Origin of the sequence: Pseudomonas sp. BAV 4579, from assembly GCF_009765395.1 — a bacterium.
In the GTDB taxonomy this organism is placed as follows: domain Bacteria; phylum Pseudomonadota; class Gammaproteobacteria; order Pseudomonadales; family Pseudomonadaceae; genus Chryseomonas; species Chryseomonas aestiva.
In genome coordinates, this window is record NZ_WHOV01000024.1 from 73108 (window position 1) to 88231 (window position 15124).

General features: G+C 67.7%; 15 protein-coding genes and 2 pseudogenes. 9 read left to right on the forward strand and 8 right to left on the reverse strand.

What is annotated here, in order from left to right; all coding sequences use genetic code 11:
* The first annotated feature begins 274 nt into the window (after positions 1–274).
* Complete coding sequence (cycA, locus tag GSQ95_RS07500) at positions 275–1657, forward strand: D-serine/D-alanine/glycine transporter (RefSeq protein ID WP_158889404.1); 1383 nt, start codon at positions 275–277, stop codon at positions 1655–1657.
* Between the two features lie 15 nt (positions 1658–1672).
* Here cycA and GSQ95_RS07505 read toward each other — a convergent pair.
* From GSQ95_RS07505 to GSQ95_RS27095, 5 genes and pseudogenes are all read right to left on the reverse strand, one after another.
* Positions 1673–2943 (reverse strand): annotated as a pseudogene (locus tag GSQ95_RS07505) (Y-family DNA polymerase).
* Positions 2936–3367, reverse strand: coding sequence for a LexA family transcriptional regulator (locus GSQ95_RS07510; protein ID WP_158889402.1), 432 nt, complete (start codon positions 3365–3367; stop codon positions 2936–2938). Before GSQ95_RS07510 ends, GSQ95_RS07505 begins: the two are co-directional and overlap by 8 nt.
* Before the next feature lie 96 nt (positions 3368–3463).
* Positions 3464–4333 (reverse strand): methyl-accepting chemotaxis protein, encoded by an 870-nt coding sequence (locus GSQ95_RS27085; protein WP_372241634.1) that lies wholly within the window; start codon positions 4331–4333, stop codon positions 3464–3466.
* A pseudogene (locus GSQ95_RS27090) lies at positions 4334–4456 on the reverse strand (HAMP domain-containing protein); the annotation flags it as partial.
* Between the two features lie 6 nt (positions 4457–4462).
* The gene (locus GSQ95_RS27095; RefSeq protein ID WP_372240032.1) at positions 4463–5482 is read right to left on the reverse strand and encodes a hypothetical protein; all 1020 of its coding nucleotides are present in this window, start codon (positions 5480–5482) and stop codon (positions 4463–4465) included.
* 175 nt (positions 5483–5657) lie between these two features.
* Between GSQ95_RS27095 and GSQ95_RS07520 the strand changes: the two genes are divergently transcribed.
* The 8 genes from GSQ95_RS07520 to GSQ95_RS07555 all read left to right on the forward strand — a co-directional run bounded on the left by GSQ95_RS07520 (position 5658) and on the right by GSQ95_RS07555 (position 12731).
* Complete coding sequence (locus GSQ95_RS07520) at positions 5658–7121, forward strand: amidohydrolase family protein (protein WP_158889400.1); 1464 nt, start codon at positions 5658–5660, stop codon at positions 7119–7121.
* Between the two features lie 265 nt (positions 7122–7386).
* Positions 7387–8166 carry a transporter substrate-binding domain-containing protein gene (locus GSQ95_RS07525; RefSeq protein ID WP_236712125.1) on the forward strand — a complete coding sequence of 260 codons (780 nt, stop codon included), beginning with the start codon at positions 7387–7389 and terminating at the stop codon, positions 8164–8166.
* 48 nt (positions 8167–8214) lie between these two features.
* A complete protein-coding gene (locus tag GSQ95_RS07530; protein WP_133862070.1) occupies positions 8215–8877 on the forward strand; it encodes an amino acid ABC transporter permease in 663 nt (220 codons plus the stop codon).
* A gap of 10 nt (positions 8878–8887) precedes the next feature.
* A complete protein-coding gene (locus GSQ95_RS07535) occupies positions 8888–9550 on the forward strand; it encodes an amino acid ABC transporter permease (RefSeq protein ID WP_133862071.1) in 663 nt (220 codons plus the stop codon).
* Positions 9547–10323, forward strand: a complete 777-nt coding sequence (locus tag GSQ95_RS07540) for an amino acid ABC transporter ATP-binding protein (protein WP_158889395.1) — start codon at positions 9547–9549, stop codon at positions 10321–10323. Before GSQ95_RS07535 ends, GSQ95_RS07540 begins: the two co-directional genes overlap by 4 nt.
* A 28-nt stretch (positions 10324–10351) precedes the next feature.
* Complete coding sequence (locus GSQ95_RS07545; protein ID WP_158889393.1) at positions 10352–10738, forward strand: RidA family protein; 387 nt, start codon at positions 10352–10354, stop codon at positions 10736–10738.
* A 14-nt stretch (positions 10739–10752) separates the two neighbouring features.
* Entirely contained in the window at positions 10753–11526 is a 774-nt protein-coding gene (locus GSQ95_RS07550; protein ID WP_158889392.1) for an IclR family transcriptional regulator, read from the forward strand.
* Complete coding sequence (locus GSQ95_RS07555; RefSeq protein WP_158889390.1) at positions 11523–12731, forward strand: amino acid deaminase; 1209 nt, start codon at positions 11523–11525, stop codon at positions 12729–12731. Before GSQ95_RS07550 ends, GSQ95_RS07555 begins: the two co-directional genes overlap by 4 nt.
* A gap of 4 nt (positions 12732–12735) precedes the next feature.
* On the opposite strand, the gene GSQ95_RS07560 is transcribed toward GSQ95_RS07555, so the two are convergent.
* The 3 genes from GSQ95_RS07560 to GSQ95_RS07570 form a co-directional block, all read right to left on the reverse strand.
* A complete protein-coding gene (locus GSQ95_RS07560) occupies positions 12736–13164 on the reverse strand; it encodes a pyridoxamine 5'-phosphate oxidase family protein (RefSeq protein WP_158889388.1) in 429 nt (142 codons plus the stop codon).
* A 112-nt stretch (positions 13165–13276) separates the two neighbouring features.
* Positions 13277–14215 carry an AraC family transcriptional regulator gene (locus GSQ95_RS07565; protein ID WP_158889386.1) on the reverse strand — a complete coding sequence of 313 codons (939 nt, stop codon included), beginning with the start codon at positions 14213–14215 and terminating at the stop codon, positions 13277–13279.
* Between the two features lie 12 nt (positions 14216–14227).
* The gene (locus GSQ95_RS07570) at positions 14228–15058 is read right to left on the reverse strand and encodes an oxidoreductase (protein WP_158889384.1); all 831 of its coding nucleotides are present in this window, start codon (positions 15056–15058) and stop codon (positions 14228–14230) included.
* Between the last annotated feature and the right edge of the window lie 66 nt (positions 15059–15124).

Consider the following 15124-nt stretch of genomic DNA (forward strand, 5'->3'; position numbering starts at 1 on the left):
TCCCAGGCGAAACGTTCGAGATAGGACAAGGGACGACTCACAGGAAGAGGCACTGAGGGATCTCGTGGCCGTCCGGGTCCGCTGCAGGGGCCCGGATGGCCATGATAGGCAGGTAAGAGCCTGCCTGCCAGAGTTCCAGGTGACCGACGGCGCCGCCGCCCCCATCAGTGGCAGGCCGGCCCTGCGGCATGCTGTCCCGGTGAAACGACTGGCACCGTCGCCGTGCATCTCTTACCGTGTGGCCCCCGCTGTCGCTGTCAGGTATCCGCTCGTCATGTCCGCGTCTTCCACCCCGCCCGAGGGGCTGCAACGCAGCCTGTCCAATCGCCATCTGCAACTGATCGCCATCGGCGGCGCCATAGGCACCGGCCTGTTCATGGGCTCGGGCAAGACCATCGCCCTGGCCGGCCCCTCGATCCTGCTGGTCTATCTGATCATCGGCAGCGCCCTGTTCTTTGTCATGCGCGCCCTGGGCGAACTGCTGCTGTCGGACCTGGACTACAAGTCCTTCATCGACTTCTGCACCGATCTGCTCGGGCCCTGGGCCGGCTTCTTCTGCGGCTGGACCTACTGGTTCTGCTGGATCGTCACCGCCATCGCCGATGTCATCGCCATCGCCGCCTATGCCCAGTTCTGGTTTCCCGGCCTCGCCCCCTGGATCCCGGCGCTGCTCTGCGTGCTGCTCCTGCTGGGGCTCAACCTGGTCACCGTGCGGCTGTTCGGCGAACTGGAATTCTGGTTCGCGCTGATCAAGATCGTCGCCATCTGCGCGCTGATCGTCACCGGCTTCGGCCTGGTGCTCTGGGGCTTCCAGTCGCCCTCGGGCAACGTCGCCAGCCTGGCCAATCTGTGGAACGACGGCGGCGTCTTTCCCATGGGGCTGGGCGGTTTCTTCGCCGGTTTCCAGATCGCCGTCTTCGCCTTCGTCGGCATCGAACTGGTGGGCACCACCGCCGCCGAAACCGCCGATCCGCGACGCAACCTGCCGCGGGCGATCAATTCCATTCCGCTGCGCATCCTGGTGTTCTATGTGCTGGCGCTGGTGGTGATCATGGCGGTGACGCCCTGGCGCCAGGTGGTGCCGGACAAGAGTCCCTTCGTCGAACTCTTCGTGCTGGCCGGCGTGCCCATGGCCGCCAGCCTGATCAATTTCGTGGTGCTGACCTCGGCCACCTCCTCGGCCAACAGCGGCATCTTCTCCACCAGCCGGATGCTCTATGGCCTAGCCCGCGAAGGTCATGCGCCACGCGGCCTCACCCGCCTTTCGCGGGCGGCGGTGCCGGCGCGCGGGCTGGTGTTGTCCTGCCTGTGCCTGCTGCTGGGTACGGTGCTGATCTACCTGATCCCCAACCTAGTCACCGCCTTCACCCTGGTCACCACCCTGGCCGCGGTGCTGTTCATGTTCGTCTGGTCGCTGATCCTGCTGGCCTGGCTGGCGTACCGCCGCAACCGTCCGGAGCGCCATGCCGCCTCCGCCTTTCGCCTGCCCGGCGGGCGCTGGGTGTGCTACGGGGTGCTGACCTTCTTCGCCGCGGTGCTGGTGCTGCTGACCCTGCAGGACGACACCCGCCAGGCGCTGCTGGCCAGCCCGCTGTGGTTCCTGCTGCTGGGCATGGGCTACTGGTGGCGCGGGCAGCGGGCGGGACGCGCCGCCTAGACCGGCCCTGGGCGCTCAGCCTACCGTCCAGAGTTCATCGAGGCGGGTGGTGTAGCGCGGGCTGAGCAGGTCGCGGCGCATCTGCCAGGCGGGATCGCGCGGAATCCGCGCCGGTCTCAGGGTCTCGCGACCGAACCGGCCATTGATGGCGTCCAGGGTCGCCATCAGCCGGGCAGCGGCTGGATCCGGGGCGGTGGCGAAGAGATCCGCCGCCACCTCGCCACGGCCGCAGAGATCGAGCAGCAGCACCTCCGCCCTGGCATAGCCGAAGCCGTCGCGAAAGATCTCGCGCAAACCCGCCTGGGCCTGGTCGTTGAGCACCCGGGTGTCGTCGCTGGGCGCCGGCAGGTTGAGCAGGGCGGCATTGGCGTAGCGGCCCTCGTCGGCGCCGTGCATGCCGGTCTGGATACTGACCCTCAGGGTGCGGCAGAGAGAGCCCTGGGCGCGCAGCTTTTCCGCGGCGCGGGCGGTGTAGCTGGCCACCGCCTCGGCCAGGGCGCCGAACTGGTACTGGCGGCGACCGAACATGCGACTGCTGCAGATCGTCTGCCATGGCGCTTCCAGTTCCTCCAGGCTCAGGCAGGCCAGTCCGCGCAATTCCCGTGCGGTCTTTTCCAGCACCACGCTATAGCGCTGGCGCAGCGACCAGGCGTCCTGCCCGGCCAACTCCCAGGCCGTGCTGACGCCCTCCCCGCGCAGGCGCGCGACCAGGCGCCGGCCGCCCCCCAGACGTCTTCGATGGGCGAATGCTTGAGCACCCAGTCATGCACCGCCGGGTCGCGCAGATCCAGCACCCCGCCGGTACGCGCCGGCCAGCGCTTGGCGGCGGCATTGGCCAGCTTGGCCAGGGTCTTGGTGCCGGCGATGCCGACGCTGACCGGGATGCCCGTCCATTTCTGCACCCGCGCCTGCAGGCGCTGGCCGAGGGCGTCCAGGGGTTCGGGCAGGCCGGCCAGATCGGCGAATACCTCGTCGATGCTGTAGCGCTCCAGGCGCGGCACCAGGGTCGCCAGGGTGCGCATCACCCGATCGCTGAGATCGCCATAGAGGGCGTAGTTGGAACTGAAGGCCTCGACCTCGCCGCGCCGGGCCAGCTCGCGCACCTGGAACCAGGGCGCCGCCATGGCGATGCCCAGGCGCTTGGCCTCGGCCGAGCGGGCGATCACGCAGCCGTCGTTGTTCGACAGCACCACCACTGGCCGCTGCGCGAGATCGGGGCGGAAGACCCGCTCGCAACTGCAATAGAAGGCGTTGCAGTCGATCAGCGCCAGCACCGACTCAGCCATGGCCGAAGCGCCTCAGGCTGTGGGTGGCGACGCCCCAGACCTCGAAATCATCGCGCTCGCCGATGACCAGGGGCGCATAGGCCGGATTTTCCGCCAGCAGGACGAAATGGGCGCCGCGCCGGCCGAGGCGCTTGAGGGTGGGTTCGCGATCGCGCACCGCCACCACGATGTCGCCGACCCGTGCCGGCCGGGCGCGATCGACGATCACCAGATCGCCGGCGAAGATCCCGGCGCCGGTCATGCTGTCGCCACTGGCCTGGATGACATAGGTGTGCGGCGCGCGCAGGTCGACCAGTTCGTCCAGCGAGACCTGGCGCTCCAGATGATCCTGGGCCGGCGAGGGAAAGCCGCACGGCAGGCGAAAATCATAGAGCGGCAGCCGGGTCTCGGACGACTCCAGGCAACCCAGGACGGTAACGGACATGAAGAGGCGCTCCTGCGGATAACTGTATATTTATACAGTTATCCGCAGCCGCAAGGTTGTAAAGTCCGACCTAATTTCTGCCGATGAGCGGCGCCCTCAGGCGCTGAGGCGAAAGCGCGAAACGATGCCGCGCAGGTCCTGGGAGAGCCCGGCGAGACGCTCGGCGGTGCCGGCATCGGCCTCGATCCCGCCCAGGACCTGCAGGGTGCTGGCGCGGATGCCGGTGGTGTTGCGGTTGATGTCTTCGGAGACCGCGGCCTGCTGTTCCGCGGCGCTGGCGATCTGCACGTTGACGTCGACGATGCGTTCCACGGCGGCGCCGATGCTGGTCAGGCTGACGCTGGCCTGCTCGGCTGCCGCGACGCCGCTCAGGGCATGGCCGCGACTGGCCTGCATCTGGCCGACGGCCTCGCCGGTGGCGGCCTGCAACTGCTCGATGATGCGGCGGATTTCCTCGGTCGAGGTCTGGGTGCGCGAGGCCAGGGTGCGGACCTCGTCGGCCACCACGGCGAAGCCACGGCCCTGCTCACCGGCCCGAGCGGCCTCGATGGCGGCGTTGAGCGCCAGCAGGTTGGTCTGCTCGGCGATGGTACGGATCACCGCGATGACCCCGCCGATGGCCTGGCTGTGGCTTTCCAGGGCCGCGACCTTGGTGGCGCTGAGGTCCACCTCGGCGGCCAGGGCCTCGATGGCCTGTTGCGTCTGCCGCATCACCCGGGTGCCGTCCCGGGTGGCCTGATCGGCCTGCTGGGCGGCGGCCACGGCGCCTTCGGTGTTGTTGGCGACATCCGCCACGCTGGCGGTCATCTCGGTGATGGCGGTGGCCACCTGATCGGTCTCGCCCTGCTGCATCTGCATGGTCGCACGCGACTGGCCGATGGAGCCAGCCAGGGATCCCGAGGCCTCGGCCACCGCGTTGGAGGCCTGATCGACCTCGCGCAGCGAGCGACCGAAGGCCTCCAGCATCGCGTCCAGGCTACGGCCGATGTCGGCGATCTCGTCATGTCCGCGCAGGGCGGCGCGGCGACTCAAATCGCCCTGGGCGGCGGCGGCGGTCACCCCGACCAGTTCGGCGATCCCCAGGCGCAGGGCCCGTTAGATGCCGGCGAAGGTATAGATCAGCAGCAGCAGGGCACCCAGGATCAGGCCCACGACCAGATTGCGTAGCGTGGTCGCATGGACCAGTCGCTCGGCGAGCAACTGGGAGAGCTGGCCCTGCGCCTCGTCCTGCACCTTGTAGTAGCGGGCGACCACGGCATTGCCCTGGGTACCCAGGGCGCGCCCGGAAACCGCCCCCTCATTGGTCATGGCCGCCTGCATGCCCTGGCGGAAGTTGGCATAGTCGTCCGCCGCCTGGGCCAGGGAGCCCTTGAGGCGCTGGGCCAGCTCCGGTGCCTGACGCGCCAGAAGCTTGAGACCCTGCTCCAGTTCGTCGGCGCTCTGCCGTTCCTGGTTCACCACGCTGCGCGCCAGATTCAGACTGGCCGGATCGAATCTGTTGGTGGCGCTCAGGCCGAAGGCCAGGCCGCGCAGCTGGCCGATGAGGTTGATTTCCCGCAGCAGGCGTACGGAGGTGATGTCGATGAGAAAGAGGCTGGTGTAATCCGAATCCAGCGCCAGGCCGGAGGTGGCAGAAACGTAATAGAAGAGGTTCAGGGTCTGGGTCAGTTGCTCGTTCCAGGCCTCGAACACCTCCAGCGGGGTGCCGGTGGCCCCCTGCATCAGGCGTTCGGCGCCCCGCCGCAACTGGCTCAGGCGATCCCCGGTTTCCAGCTGGGTGCCGAGCTCGCGATCCAGCCGGCCCAGATCGTCATAGGCCTTGAGCAGGTTGTCACGGTTATTCTGCCAGTCCTGCTGGGCGGAGGCATCGCCATCCTGGAGCCGCTTGGTCAGGGCCCGCTGCAACATGCTCAGGCGGGCGACCGGGGTCAGTTGCGTCAGATAGCGCTGACCGTCGATTTCCTGGACCAGGCCGACCCGCTGTTCCTGGATATCCTGGTAGAGGTAGACACTGAGGAAGATCAGGGGCACCAGGACGATGGCCGCCAGGCAGGCGAATTTGGCGGGGAATCTCAGGCGATTCATCAGGCTTACGACAGGGGTCAACAGATTCATGGCGAGCTCACGGACGGCAGAAGGGGTCACTCAGGCTGTACCGCCCAATTTGTGACCTAATAGACAAAGCATTCTGTAACAGTTCTATCGCTATCGAGCTGCCGCTTCGCTTATATGGCCCTTTGCCACTCGACGGTCGAAAGACATCCCCCAACGGTCGCAAAAAGGCTCTAGCATGCATGATGTAGTGATTCTCAATGCCCTTGTGCTGGATGGTCGCGACCGTCCGGGCCGGGTACTCGACGTGGCCATCGCCGGCGAGCGCATCCAGGCGCTGGGCGAACTGGCCGGGCAACCGGCACGGGAGGTCCGCGACGGCAGCGGCCTGGTGCTGGCCCCCGGCTTCATCGATGTGCATACCCACGACGACACCATGGTCATCCGCCGACCGCAGCAGCTGCCCAAGCTCAGCCAGGGGGTCACCACCGTGGTGGTGGGCAACTGCGGCATCAGCGCCGCCCCGGTGCGGCTGCGCGGCGAACCGCCGGATCCGCTGAATCTGCTCGGCCCGGCCGCGGTCTTCGGCTATCCCACCTTTGTCGCCTACCGCGCGGCGGTGGAGCAGGCGCGGCCCGGCGTCAACGTGGCCGCCCTGGTCGGCCACACGGCGTTGCGCAGCAATCATCTGGACGATCTCCAGCGTGCCGCTACCCCCGCCGAAATCGCCGCCATGCGCCTCGAATTGCGTGAAAGCCTGGCGGCTGGCGCCCTGGGGCTTTCCAGCGGGCTGGCCTATGCCTCCGCCGCGGCGGCGCCGACCGCGGAGGTGGCCGAATTGGCCGCGGAGCTGGACGCCGTGGGCGGACTCTATGCCACCCACCTGCGCAGCGAATTCGCCGCGGTGCACGAGGCCCTGGACGAAGCCCTGGACATCGGTCGCCAGGCACGGGCGCCGGTGGTGGTCTCCCACTTCAAGTGCGCCGGGGTGGACAACTGGGGCCGCGCGCCGGAATTGCTCAACGCCCTGGAGTGGGCCGCCCACCGCCAGCCGGTCGGCTGCGACTGCTATCCCTATGCGGCCAGTTCCTCGACCCTGGATCTCAGACAGGTCACCGATCGCCACCGCATCACCATCACCTGGTCCACCCCGCATCCCGAGTGCGGCGGCCGCGACCTGGCCGCCATCGCCGCCGACTGGGGCCTGGATCTGCAGGAAGCCGCCCGTCGCCTGCAACCGGCGGGTGCCGTCTACTACGGCATGAGCGAGGCCGATGTGCGGCTGATCCTCGCCCATCCGCTGAGCATGATCGGTTCCGACGGCCTGCCTGAGGACCCCTTCCCCCATCCGCGGCTCTGGGGCGCCTTCCCGCGGGTGCTGGGGCATTTCAGTCGCGACCTCGGCCTCTTTCCGCTGCACACCGCCGTGCACAAGATGACCGGCCTGTCCGCCGCCCGCTTCGGCCTCAGCGGCCGCGGCCTGATCGAGCCGGGCGCCCAGGCCGACCTGGTGCTGTTCGATCCCCGGCGCATCCGCGACGTGGCCGACTTCAGCGACCCGCAACGGCCTGCCGAAGGCATCCACGCCGTCTGGGTGAATGGCCGCCTCGCCTACGCCCCGGATCAGGTCATTGGCGAGCGCCATGGGCGCTTCCTGCCACGCGCCGGCGATCTGCGGCACGGCTTCCCGCGCCCCACCTGAGCGCTACCGGGTAACGCCTCGCCCTGGTGCGCCTTCGTTACCTTCCGCCACCTCCCGGTGCCCCCTGGTGCACCGGAGGCAACCTTCGCTGCCTGCCACTCAAGCCAAGCCCGTGATTTGCAACGCCGGACGAATAGCTGGCACAGTCACTGCAACCTATTCCGTTGTTACGAACATACTTCCGCTATAACGGAAACGGAGAAACGCTATGACAGGCAAGACGAAGGGGTGGAAAACGCTGGCGCTGCTGGTCGGCCTGGTCGCCATGACCGGCGCCCAGGCGGCCAAGCTGGATGACGTACTCAAGCGCGGCCATCTGGTCGTGGGTACCGGCAGCACCAACGCCCCCTGGCACTTCCAGGGCGCCGACGGCAAGTTGCAGGGCTTCGATATCGATATCTCCAAGGTCATCGCCAAGGGCCTGTTCAACGATCCGGAAAAGGTCGAGTTCGTCGTGCAGGGTTCGGATGCGCGCATTCCCAACCTGCTCACCGACAAGGTCGACATTAGCTGCCAGTTCATCACCGTAACCGCCAGCCGCGCCCAGCAGGTGGCCTTCACCCTGCCCTACTACCGCGAGGGCGTGGCCCTGCTCCTGCCGGCCAACAGCCGCTACCAGCAGATCGATGACCTCAAGGCGGCCAAGAGCGACCTGACCGTGGCCGTGCTGCAGAACGTCTATGCCGAGGAACTGGTGCACCAGGCCTTGCCCGGCGCCAAGGTCGACCAGTACGACAGCGTCGACCTGCTCTACCAGGCCCTGGGCACCGGTCGCGCCGACGCCGTGGCCACCGACCAGTCCTCGGTCAAGTACCTGATGACCCAGAATCCCGGTCGCTACCGCTCGCCCGACTACGCCTGGAGTCCCCAGACCTACGCCTGCGCGGTCAAGCGCGGCGACCAGGACTGGCTGAACTTCGTCAACACCGCCCTGCACGAGGCCATGACCGGCGTGGAATTCCCCACCTACCAGGCCTCCTTCAAGAAGTGGTTCGGCGTCGAGCTGCCGTCCCCGGCGATCGGCTTCCCCGTCGAGTTCAAGTGATCCTGGCCCCGGCGCGGCCCGTCCGCGCCCTCTAGGTAGACGTCGAGCATGAACTACACCCTCAATTTCGCGCCCGTGTGGCAGAACCTGGACCACCTGCTGGCCGGGCTCGCCCTCGGCCTGCAGCTGGCGCTGGTGGGCATCGCCATCGGCTGTCTGATCGGCCTGGCCACGGCCTTCGCCCTGCTCTCGCCGGTGCGGGCGCTGCGCTGGCTGGCAGCGGGCTACGTCACCCTGGTGCGCAACACCCCGATCCTGGTGTTGATCCTGCTGCTGTACTTCGCCCTGCCCAGCATCGGCATCCGCCTGGACAAGCTCAGCTCCTTTCTCATCACCCTGGCGCTCTATGCCGGGGCCTACCTGGCCGAGGTGTTTCGCGGCGGCCTCATGGCCATTCCCAAGGGCCAGCGCGAGGCCGGTCTGGCCATCGGCCTGCGCGAATGGCAGATCAAGGCCTACGTCATCATTCCGGTGATGCTGCGCAACGTGCTGCCGTCGCTGTCCAACAGCTTCATCTCGCTGTTCAAGGACACCTCGCTGGCGGCGGCCATCGCCGTGCCGGAACTGACCTACCAGGCGCGCAAGATCAACCTGGAAAGCTACCGGGTCATCGAGACCTGGCTGGTGACCAGCGCCCTCTACATCCTCACCTGCTACGTCATCGCCCTGCTGCTGCGCCAGCTGGAGCGGCGGCTGAGCCTGACCCGCTAGGAGCCCGATCGTGTACGAAGCCCCCTCCTGGTTCCTGGAATTGTGGAACGCCCGCCAGACCCTGGCCGCCGGTTTCGCCACCACCCTGGCCTGCTCCGTGCTGGCGGTGCTGGGCGGCACCCTGCTGGGTACCCTTGGCGGCCTGGCGTTGACCTACGGGCGCTGGCCGTTGCGCCTGCCGTTCCGCGTCTATTCCGACCTGATCCGGGGTACCCCGGTGTTCGTGCTGGTGCTGGCCTGCTACTACATGGCACCGGCCCTGGGCCTGCGGCCCACGCCCTTCCAGGCCGGCACCGCGGCGCTGCTGCTGTTCTGCGGCTCCCATGTGGCGGAGATCGTCCGCGGCGCCCTGCAGGCCATTCCGCGTGGCCAGCACGAGGCGGCCAAGGCCATCGGCCTGACCTTCGCCCAGAGTCTCAAGGAGGTGCTCCTGCCCCAGGCGCTGCGCCAGATCCTGCCGACCTGGGTCAACGCCTCCACCGAGATCGTCAAGGCCTCCACCCTGCTCTCGGTGATCGGCGTGGCCGAGTTGCTCCTGAGCAGCCAGCAGGTCATCGCCCGCACCTTCATGACCCTGCAGTTCTATCTGTTCGCCGGGCTGCTGTTCTTTCTCATCAACTTCGCCATCGAGCGGCTCGGCCGCTATCTGGAAAAACGGGTGACCCTGCCATGACCGATTCCAATGTCCCCCTGCTGAGCATCAACGACCTGCACAAGAGCTTTGGCGCCGTGGAGGTGCTCAAGGGCATCGACCTGTCCCTGGATCGCGGCGACGTGGTCACCCTGATCGGCTCCAGCGGCTCGGGCAAGACCACCCTGCTGCGTTGCGTCAACCTGCTGGAAGACTTCCAGGGCGGCAGCATCCGGCTGGCCGGCGAGGCCATCGGCTATCGCGAGGAAGGCGGTCGCCGCCAGCGCCTGCCGGAACGGGAGATCGCCCGCCAGCGCTCGCTCACCGGCATGGCCTTCCAGCAATTCAATCTGTTTCCCCACCTCACCGCTCTGGAAAACGTCACCCTCGGCCTGCGCAAGGTCAAGAAGCTGGGCAAGGACGAAGCCGTGGCCATCGGCGAGCAGTGGCTGCGCCGGGTCGGCCTGATCGAGCGCCGCGATTATCATCCCGGCCAGCTTTCCGGCGGGCAGCAGCAGCGGGTGGCCATCGCCCGCGCCATCGCCATGAATCCCAGTCTGATGCTGTTCGACGAACCCACCTCGGCGCTGGACCCTGAGCTGGTCGGCGAGGTGCTGGCGGTGATCAAGGACCTGGCCCAGGACGGCATGACCATGCTGCTGGTGACCCACGAGATGAGGTTCGCCTACGAGGTGTCCGATCGCATCGTCTTCATGAGCCAGGGCCGCATCGAGGAGCAGGGTCCGCCCCGCGAGCTGTTCGAGCGGCCGCGCTCCACCCGTCTCGCCGAATTCCTCGGCCGGACCTCTTTCTGAATCCTTCCCCCGTAACAGGAGCACCCTTATGAGCATCACTCGATACGGCGCCGGCGAACGCGGCGCAGGTGGTCAACTCCTGCCCTTCGCCCGCGCGGTGGAAGCCGATGGCTGGCTGCACGTCTCCGGCCAGGTGGCCATGGAGCATGGCGAGATCATCGACGGCGGCATCGTCGCCCAGACCCACAAGACCATGCAGAATCTGATCGCCATCCTCCACGAAGCCGGCTACGGTCTGGAGCACGTGGTGCGTGCCGGCGTCTGGCTGGACGATCCGCGCGACTTCTGGAGCTTCAACAAGGTGTTCGCCGAGTACTTCGCCGGCAACGCCCCGGCGCGCGCCTGCGTGCAATCCTCCATGATGGTGGACTGCAAGGTCGAGATCGACTGCATCGCCTACAAACCCAAGAGCTGAGACAACCCGGAGCCATGACCGAACCTACCCGCCAGCGCGCCCGCGGCCTGGACCGCGCCTTCGATATCCTCGATCACCTCAAGCGGGTGGGTCGGCCGCTGCGACCCAATGAGGTCGCCGCCGGTCTGGGCATTCCCAAGTCCACCGTCTACGACCTGGTCGGCCTGTTGCTGGAGCGGCACATGCTCGATGCCGTGGGCCGCGACGGCCAGGTCTACCTGGGCCGCGAGCTGTACTTTCTCGGCCAGGCGCACCTGCGCCACTTCGACCTGGCCCGCGAGGCCGGGCTGCTCTTGGACGACATCGTCGCCCAGACCCGCGAGACCGCCCAGCTGTGCCAGCTCAACGGCCGCAAGTACACCGTCTCGCTGATGAAGGAAGGCGCCCGCGCCTTTCGTATCTCCTCCAATGTCGGCGAGGACGCGCCCATTCCCTGGACCGCGTCCGGGCGGCTGCTGCTCGGTCATCTGAGCGATGCCGAGATCCTCGCCCTGATCGATCCGGACGACTTCATCCTGCCCGATGGCAGCCGCCTGGCCCCGGCGACCTTTATCGCCGAGATCCGCAGCGCCTGCGCCGCAGGCTTCTTTTCCTTCGACAGCATCGCCGACACCTACACCCACTGCTTCGCCGCCCCGGTGCAGGACGCCAGCGGCCTGAGCATCGCCACCCTGTGCATCGTGGCGCCCCGCGCCGACGCCCAGGCCCACCATGCCGAGTACCGCCAGGTACTGGTCGACAGCGCCCGCCGCCTGTCCCAGCGCCTGGGCGGCCAGGAGAATCCATGACCCCCCTCAACGCTCCCGAGAAAGGCGCCGCCAGTCCTGGCGCCAGCCTGCTCAGCGACATCGCCCTGCCCGCCCTGGTCATCCACCAGGACGCCCTCGACCACAACATCGCCTGGATGCAGGCCTTCGCCAGCGAGCGCGGCGCCGAACTGGCGCCCCACGGCAAGACCAGCATGGCGCCGGCGCTGTTCCAGCGACAGCTGGCCGCGGGCGCCTGGGGCATGACCCTGGCCACCGCCGTGCAGACCCGCGCCGCCCAGGCCCACGGCGTGCGCCGGGTACTGATGGCCAATCAGCTGGTGGGCGCGCCGAACATGGCGCTGATCGCCGAATTGCTCACCGCCGAGCCGGACTTCGACTTCCATTGCCTGGTGGATCATCCCGATCAGGTCACCGCCCTGGGTGCCTTCTTTGGCGCACGCGGCCTGGCGCTGCAGGTGATGATCGAATACGGCGTACCCGGCGGCCGTTGCGGTTGCCGCAGCGAAGCCGAGGTGCGTGAACTGGCCCGCGCCATCGCCGGACAACCGGCGCTGCGCCTGACCGGCATCGAAGGCTACGAGGGGGTGATCCATGGCGCCGAAGCGGTCACCGACATCCGCGCCTTCGCCGATTCCCTGGTGCGCCTGGCGGAGGAATTGCGCGGCCAGGGCGCCTTCGCCCTCGACCGCCCCATCGTCACCGCATCGGGTTCGGCCTGGTACGACCTGATCGCCGCCGCCTTCGACCAGCTGGACGTGCGCGAGCGCTTTCTCGCCGTCATGCGTCCCGGCAGCTATGTGGTCCATGACCACGGGATCTATCGCGAGGCCCAGTGTGGCGTCCTGGCCCGCACCGGTCTGAACGAAGGCCTGCAACCGGCGCTGGAGGTCTGGGCGCATGTGCAGTCCATGCCCGAACCCGGTTTCGCCATCCTGGCGCTGGGCAAGCGCGACATCGCCCACGATGCCGGCCTGCCGTTGCCGCTGCGCCGCTACCGTCCCGGCCAGACCCCTGCCGACACCGTCGACGTCAGCGGCTGCACGGTCACGGCCATCATGGACCAGCACGCCTTCATGGTCGTGGCCCCGGGGACCGCACTGGCCATCGGCGACATCATCGCCCTGGGCACCTCCCACCCCTGCCTGACCTTCGACAAGTGGCGCCAGGGCTGCATCGTCGACGAAGGTCTGCAGGTCGTGGAGACCTTCGCGACCTGCTTCTAGGAACTCAGGGGCGCAGCTCGCCCTGTTCCTCCCCATCCCAGTAACGCACGCGCTCGGCATGCACCTTGATGAGGATCATGCCGGGCGTGTCGGTACCCTGGGGAAACCAGCGGTCCAGACTCTTGGTCCAGTGCGCCTCGAATTGCGCCTTGTCGCGGATCAGCTCGGCATGCCCTTCGATGCCGATGAAGAGGCCGGGCTTGCCGAGCAGACTCTTGCCTTCGCTGAAGCTCAGTCCCACCGCCGGATCCTGCTCGATGTCGCAGATCTTGGCCGAGTCCTCGTAGGCATAGAACCAGGAGTCCCCGTCGTATTCGACGTCGCCGTTGTTGCTCATCGGCCGGCTGGTCAAACGCCCGGTGCCGGTGGTCAGCATGCAGAAATCCAGATCGCGCATCGCTTTGGAAAGGTCGTGCAGGGTCTTGTCGGCCATGGGGGTCGCTCCGGTTGGGCGGGCAGGCAGTGCCCGTCTGCATTCAGACCGAAGACGGCTGCCGCTTGGTTCCGGCGCGGCGGCCGCGACCGGGCTTTTCGGACGGAGGGCCCTAGTGGGAAGAGACATAGAGCGCCGTCGCAGGCGGTGCCGGCAACGCATAGGTGGCCTTCATCCAGTCGATCTCCGCCAGCGGTGTCCGGCCGAACAGCCGCTTGAATTCGCGACTGAACTGGGAGGCGCTCTCGTAGCCTACGGCAAAGGCCGCGTTCGCCGCCGGGAGGGCGTCGCGCAGCATTAACAGCCGCGCCTGGTGCAGACGGGTCGACTTCAGATACTGCATGGGCGTGGTCCCCGTGACGTCGCGGAAGTGGCGATGGAAGCTGGGCTGACTCATGCGCGCTTCCTGCGCCAGCGCGGCGACGTCCAGGCGCTCGGCATAGCGGGCGTGCAGGGTGCGCAACGACCGGGCGATGCGGCCGAAACGACCCTGGCGATCCAGAGCCGCACGCAGTGATCCGCCCTGGGCGCCGGTGAGGATCCGATAGTAGAGTTCGCGCAGCAGCGCCGGCCCCAGCAGCCGGGCGTCCGTCGGCACGCTCAAGGCTTCCAGCAAGCGCAGCGTCGAGGCGCGCAGCGGTTCATCGATCGGCGAGGCATAGAGCCCGCGGGGCGCCTCCCGCGCCGGTCCCAGTTCGCTGTCGAGCTGCAACACCAGGTCCCCGAGCAGCCCGAAATCCAGCCTTAGATAGATGGCCAGCAGCGGTGCCTCCGGACTGGCATCGGTCTCCATGGTGAAGGGCACGGGCACGGAGACCACCAGGTAGTGCTGGGCATCGTACTGATAGACGCGCTCACCGAAGTAGCCGCGCTTGCCACCCTGGCAGACGATGACGACCCCGGGATCATAGAGCACGGGTACGCCGGTCAGCGGACGATCCGAACGCAGGAAGCGTACATCCTCCAGGGCGCTGAGGTTGTAGCCTTCCTGGGGCGCCAGCCTGCCCAGCAGCGCCACCAGACGCCTGGCAAGGGGATCGCTCGGATTCATGGGGCCTCCGCGTCAGCCATCGGTGGAAAGGGTCAGGGCCTCCCAGCGCTCGATCTCCCGGCTGGCCGTGGCCAGACGTTCGCGCACCAGCTGCAAGGCATGGCTCCCCAGCAGCAACTGTGCAGGCGGGGCCGGCAGGGCGATGAGCTGCAGCAGGGCCTGGGCCGCCTTGCGCGGATCGCCGGGCTGCTTGCCGCTCTTGGCCTCCCGCGCCGCCCGGATCGGCGTGAACTGCTCATCGTAGTCGGCGATGCCGCGGGCGCTGCGACGCATCGAGCGGCCCGCCCAGTCGGTGCGAAAGGAGCCGGGTGCCACGGCGGTGACCCATATGCCGAACGGTGCCAACTCCTGGCCCAGCGCCGCGGAGATGCCTTCGAGGGCAAACTTGCTGCCGCAATAGTAGGAGATACCCGGCAGGGTGATGGTGCCACCCATCGAGGTGATGTTGATGATATGACCGCGGCGCCGCTCGCGGAAGGACGGCAGGAAGGCCTTGGTCACGGCGACCGCCGCGAAGACATTGACCTCGAACTGCTGGCGCAACTCGTCCAGCGGCGATTCTTCGAGAATGCCCTCATGGCCGTAGCCGGCGTTATTGACCAGGACATCCACCGGCCCGTGGGCGGCCTGAACCTCGGTCACCACCGTTGCCAGGCGAGCATGGTCCGTGACATCCAGCAGCACGCCATGGGCCCGGTCCGACAAGGCGGCGAAGGCCTGAAGATCGGCGTCCCGGCGCACGGTGCCGATGACCCGGTGGCCGGCCGCGAGGGCTTCCTGCGCCAGGGCGTTGCCCAGGCCGCTGCTCACCCCAGTAATGAAAAGGGTCTTGTGCTCGTTCATGGTCGACTCCCATCGTTGGAAGCAGCCATGCTAGCGCCGGTGCCTGGCGCCTTCGTTGCCGGATGG

What these genes read in the sequence shown, in the direction of transcription:
- GSQ95_RS27095 (WP_372240032.1), bottom strand. Translation starts at nt 5,482, where the DNA reads ATGAATCTGTTGACCCCTGTCGTAAGCCTGATGAATCGCCTGAGATTC.
- GSQ95_RS07560 (WP_158889388.1), bottom strand. Translation starts at nt 13,164, where the DNA reads ATGGCCGACAAGACCCTGCACGACCTTTCCAAAGCGATGCGCGATCTG.
- GSQ95_RS07565 (WP_158889386.1), bottom strand. Translation starts at nt 14,215, where the DNA reads ATGAATCCGAGCGATCCCCTTGCCAGGCGTCTGGTGGCGCTGCTGGGC.
- GSQ95_RS07555 (WP_158889390.1), top strand. Translation starts at nt 11,523, where the DNA reads ATGACCCCCCTCAACGCTCCCGAGAAAGGCGCCGCCAGTCCTGGCGCC.
- GSQ95_RS07540 (WP_158889395.1), top strand. Translation starts at nt 9,547, where the DNA reads ATGACCGATTCCAATGTCCCCCTGCTGAGCATCAACGACCTGCACAAG.
- cycA (WP_158889404.1), top strand. Translation starts at nt 275, where the DNA reads ATGTCCGCGTCTTCCACCCCGCCCGAGGGGCTGCAACGCAGCCTGTCC.
- GSQ95_RS07545 (WP_158889393.1), top strand. Translation starts at nt 10,352, where the DNA reads ATGAGCATCACTCGATACGGCGCCGGCGAACGCGGCGCAGGTGGTCAA.
- GSQ95_RS07570 (WP_158889384.1), bottom strand. Translation starts at nt 15,058, where the DNA reads ATGAACGAGCACAAGACCCTTTTCATTACTGGGGTGAGCAGCGGCCTG.
- GSQ95_RS07530 (WP_133862070.1), top strand. Translation starts at nt 8,215, where the DNA reads ATGAACTACACCCTCAATTTCGCGCCCGTGTGGCAGAACCTGGACCAC.
- GSQ95_RS07525 (WP_236712125.1), top strand. Translation starts at nt 7,387, where the DNA reads ATGACCGGCGCCCAGGCGGCCAAGCTGGATGACGTACTCAAGCGCGGC.
- GSQ95_RS27085 (WP_372241634.1), bottom strand. Translation starts at nt 4,333, where the DNA reads ATGCTGGAGGCCTTCGGTCGCTCGCTGCGCGAGGTCGATCAGGCCTCC.
- GSQ95_RS07520 (WP_158889400.1), top strand. Translation starts at nt 5,658, where the DNA reads ATGCATGATGTAGTGATTCTCAATGCCCTTGTGCTGGATGGTCGCGAC.
- GSQ95_RS07510 (WP_158889402.1), bottom strand. Translation starts at nt 3,367, where the DNA reads ATGTCCGTTACCGTCCTGGGTTGCCTGGAGTCGTCCGAGACCCGGCTG.
- GSQ95_RS07550 (WP_158889392.1), top strand. Translation starts at nt 10,753, where the DNA reads ATGACCGAACCTACCCGCCAGCGCGCCCGCGGCCTGGACCGCGCCTTC.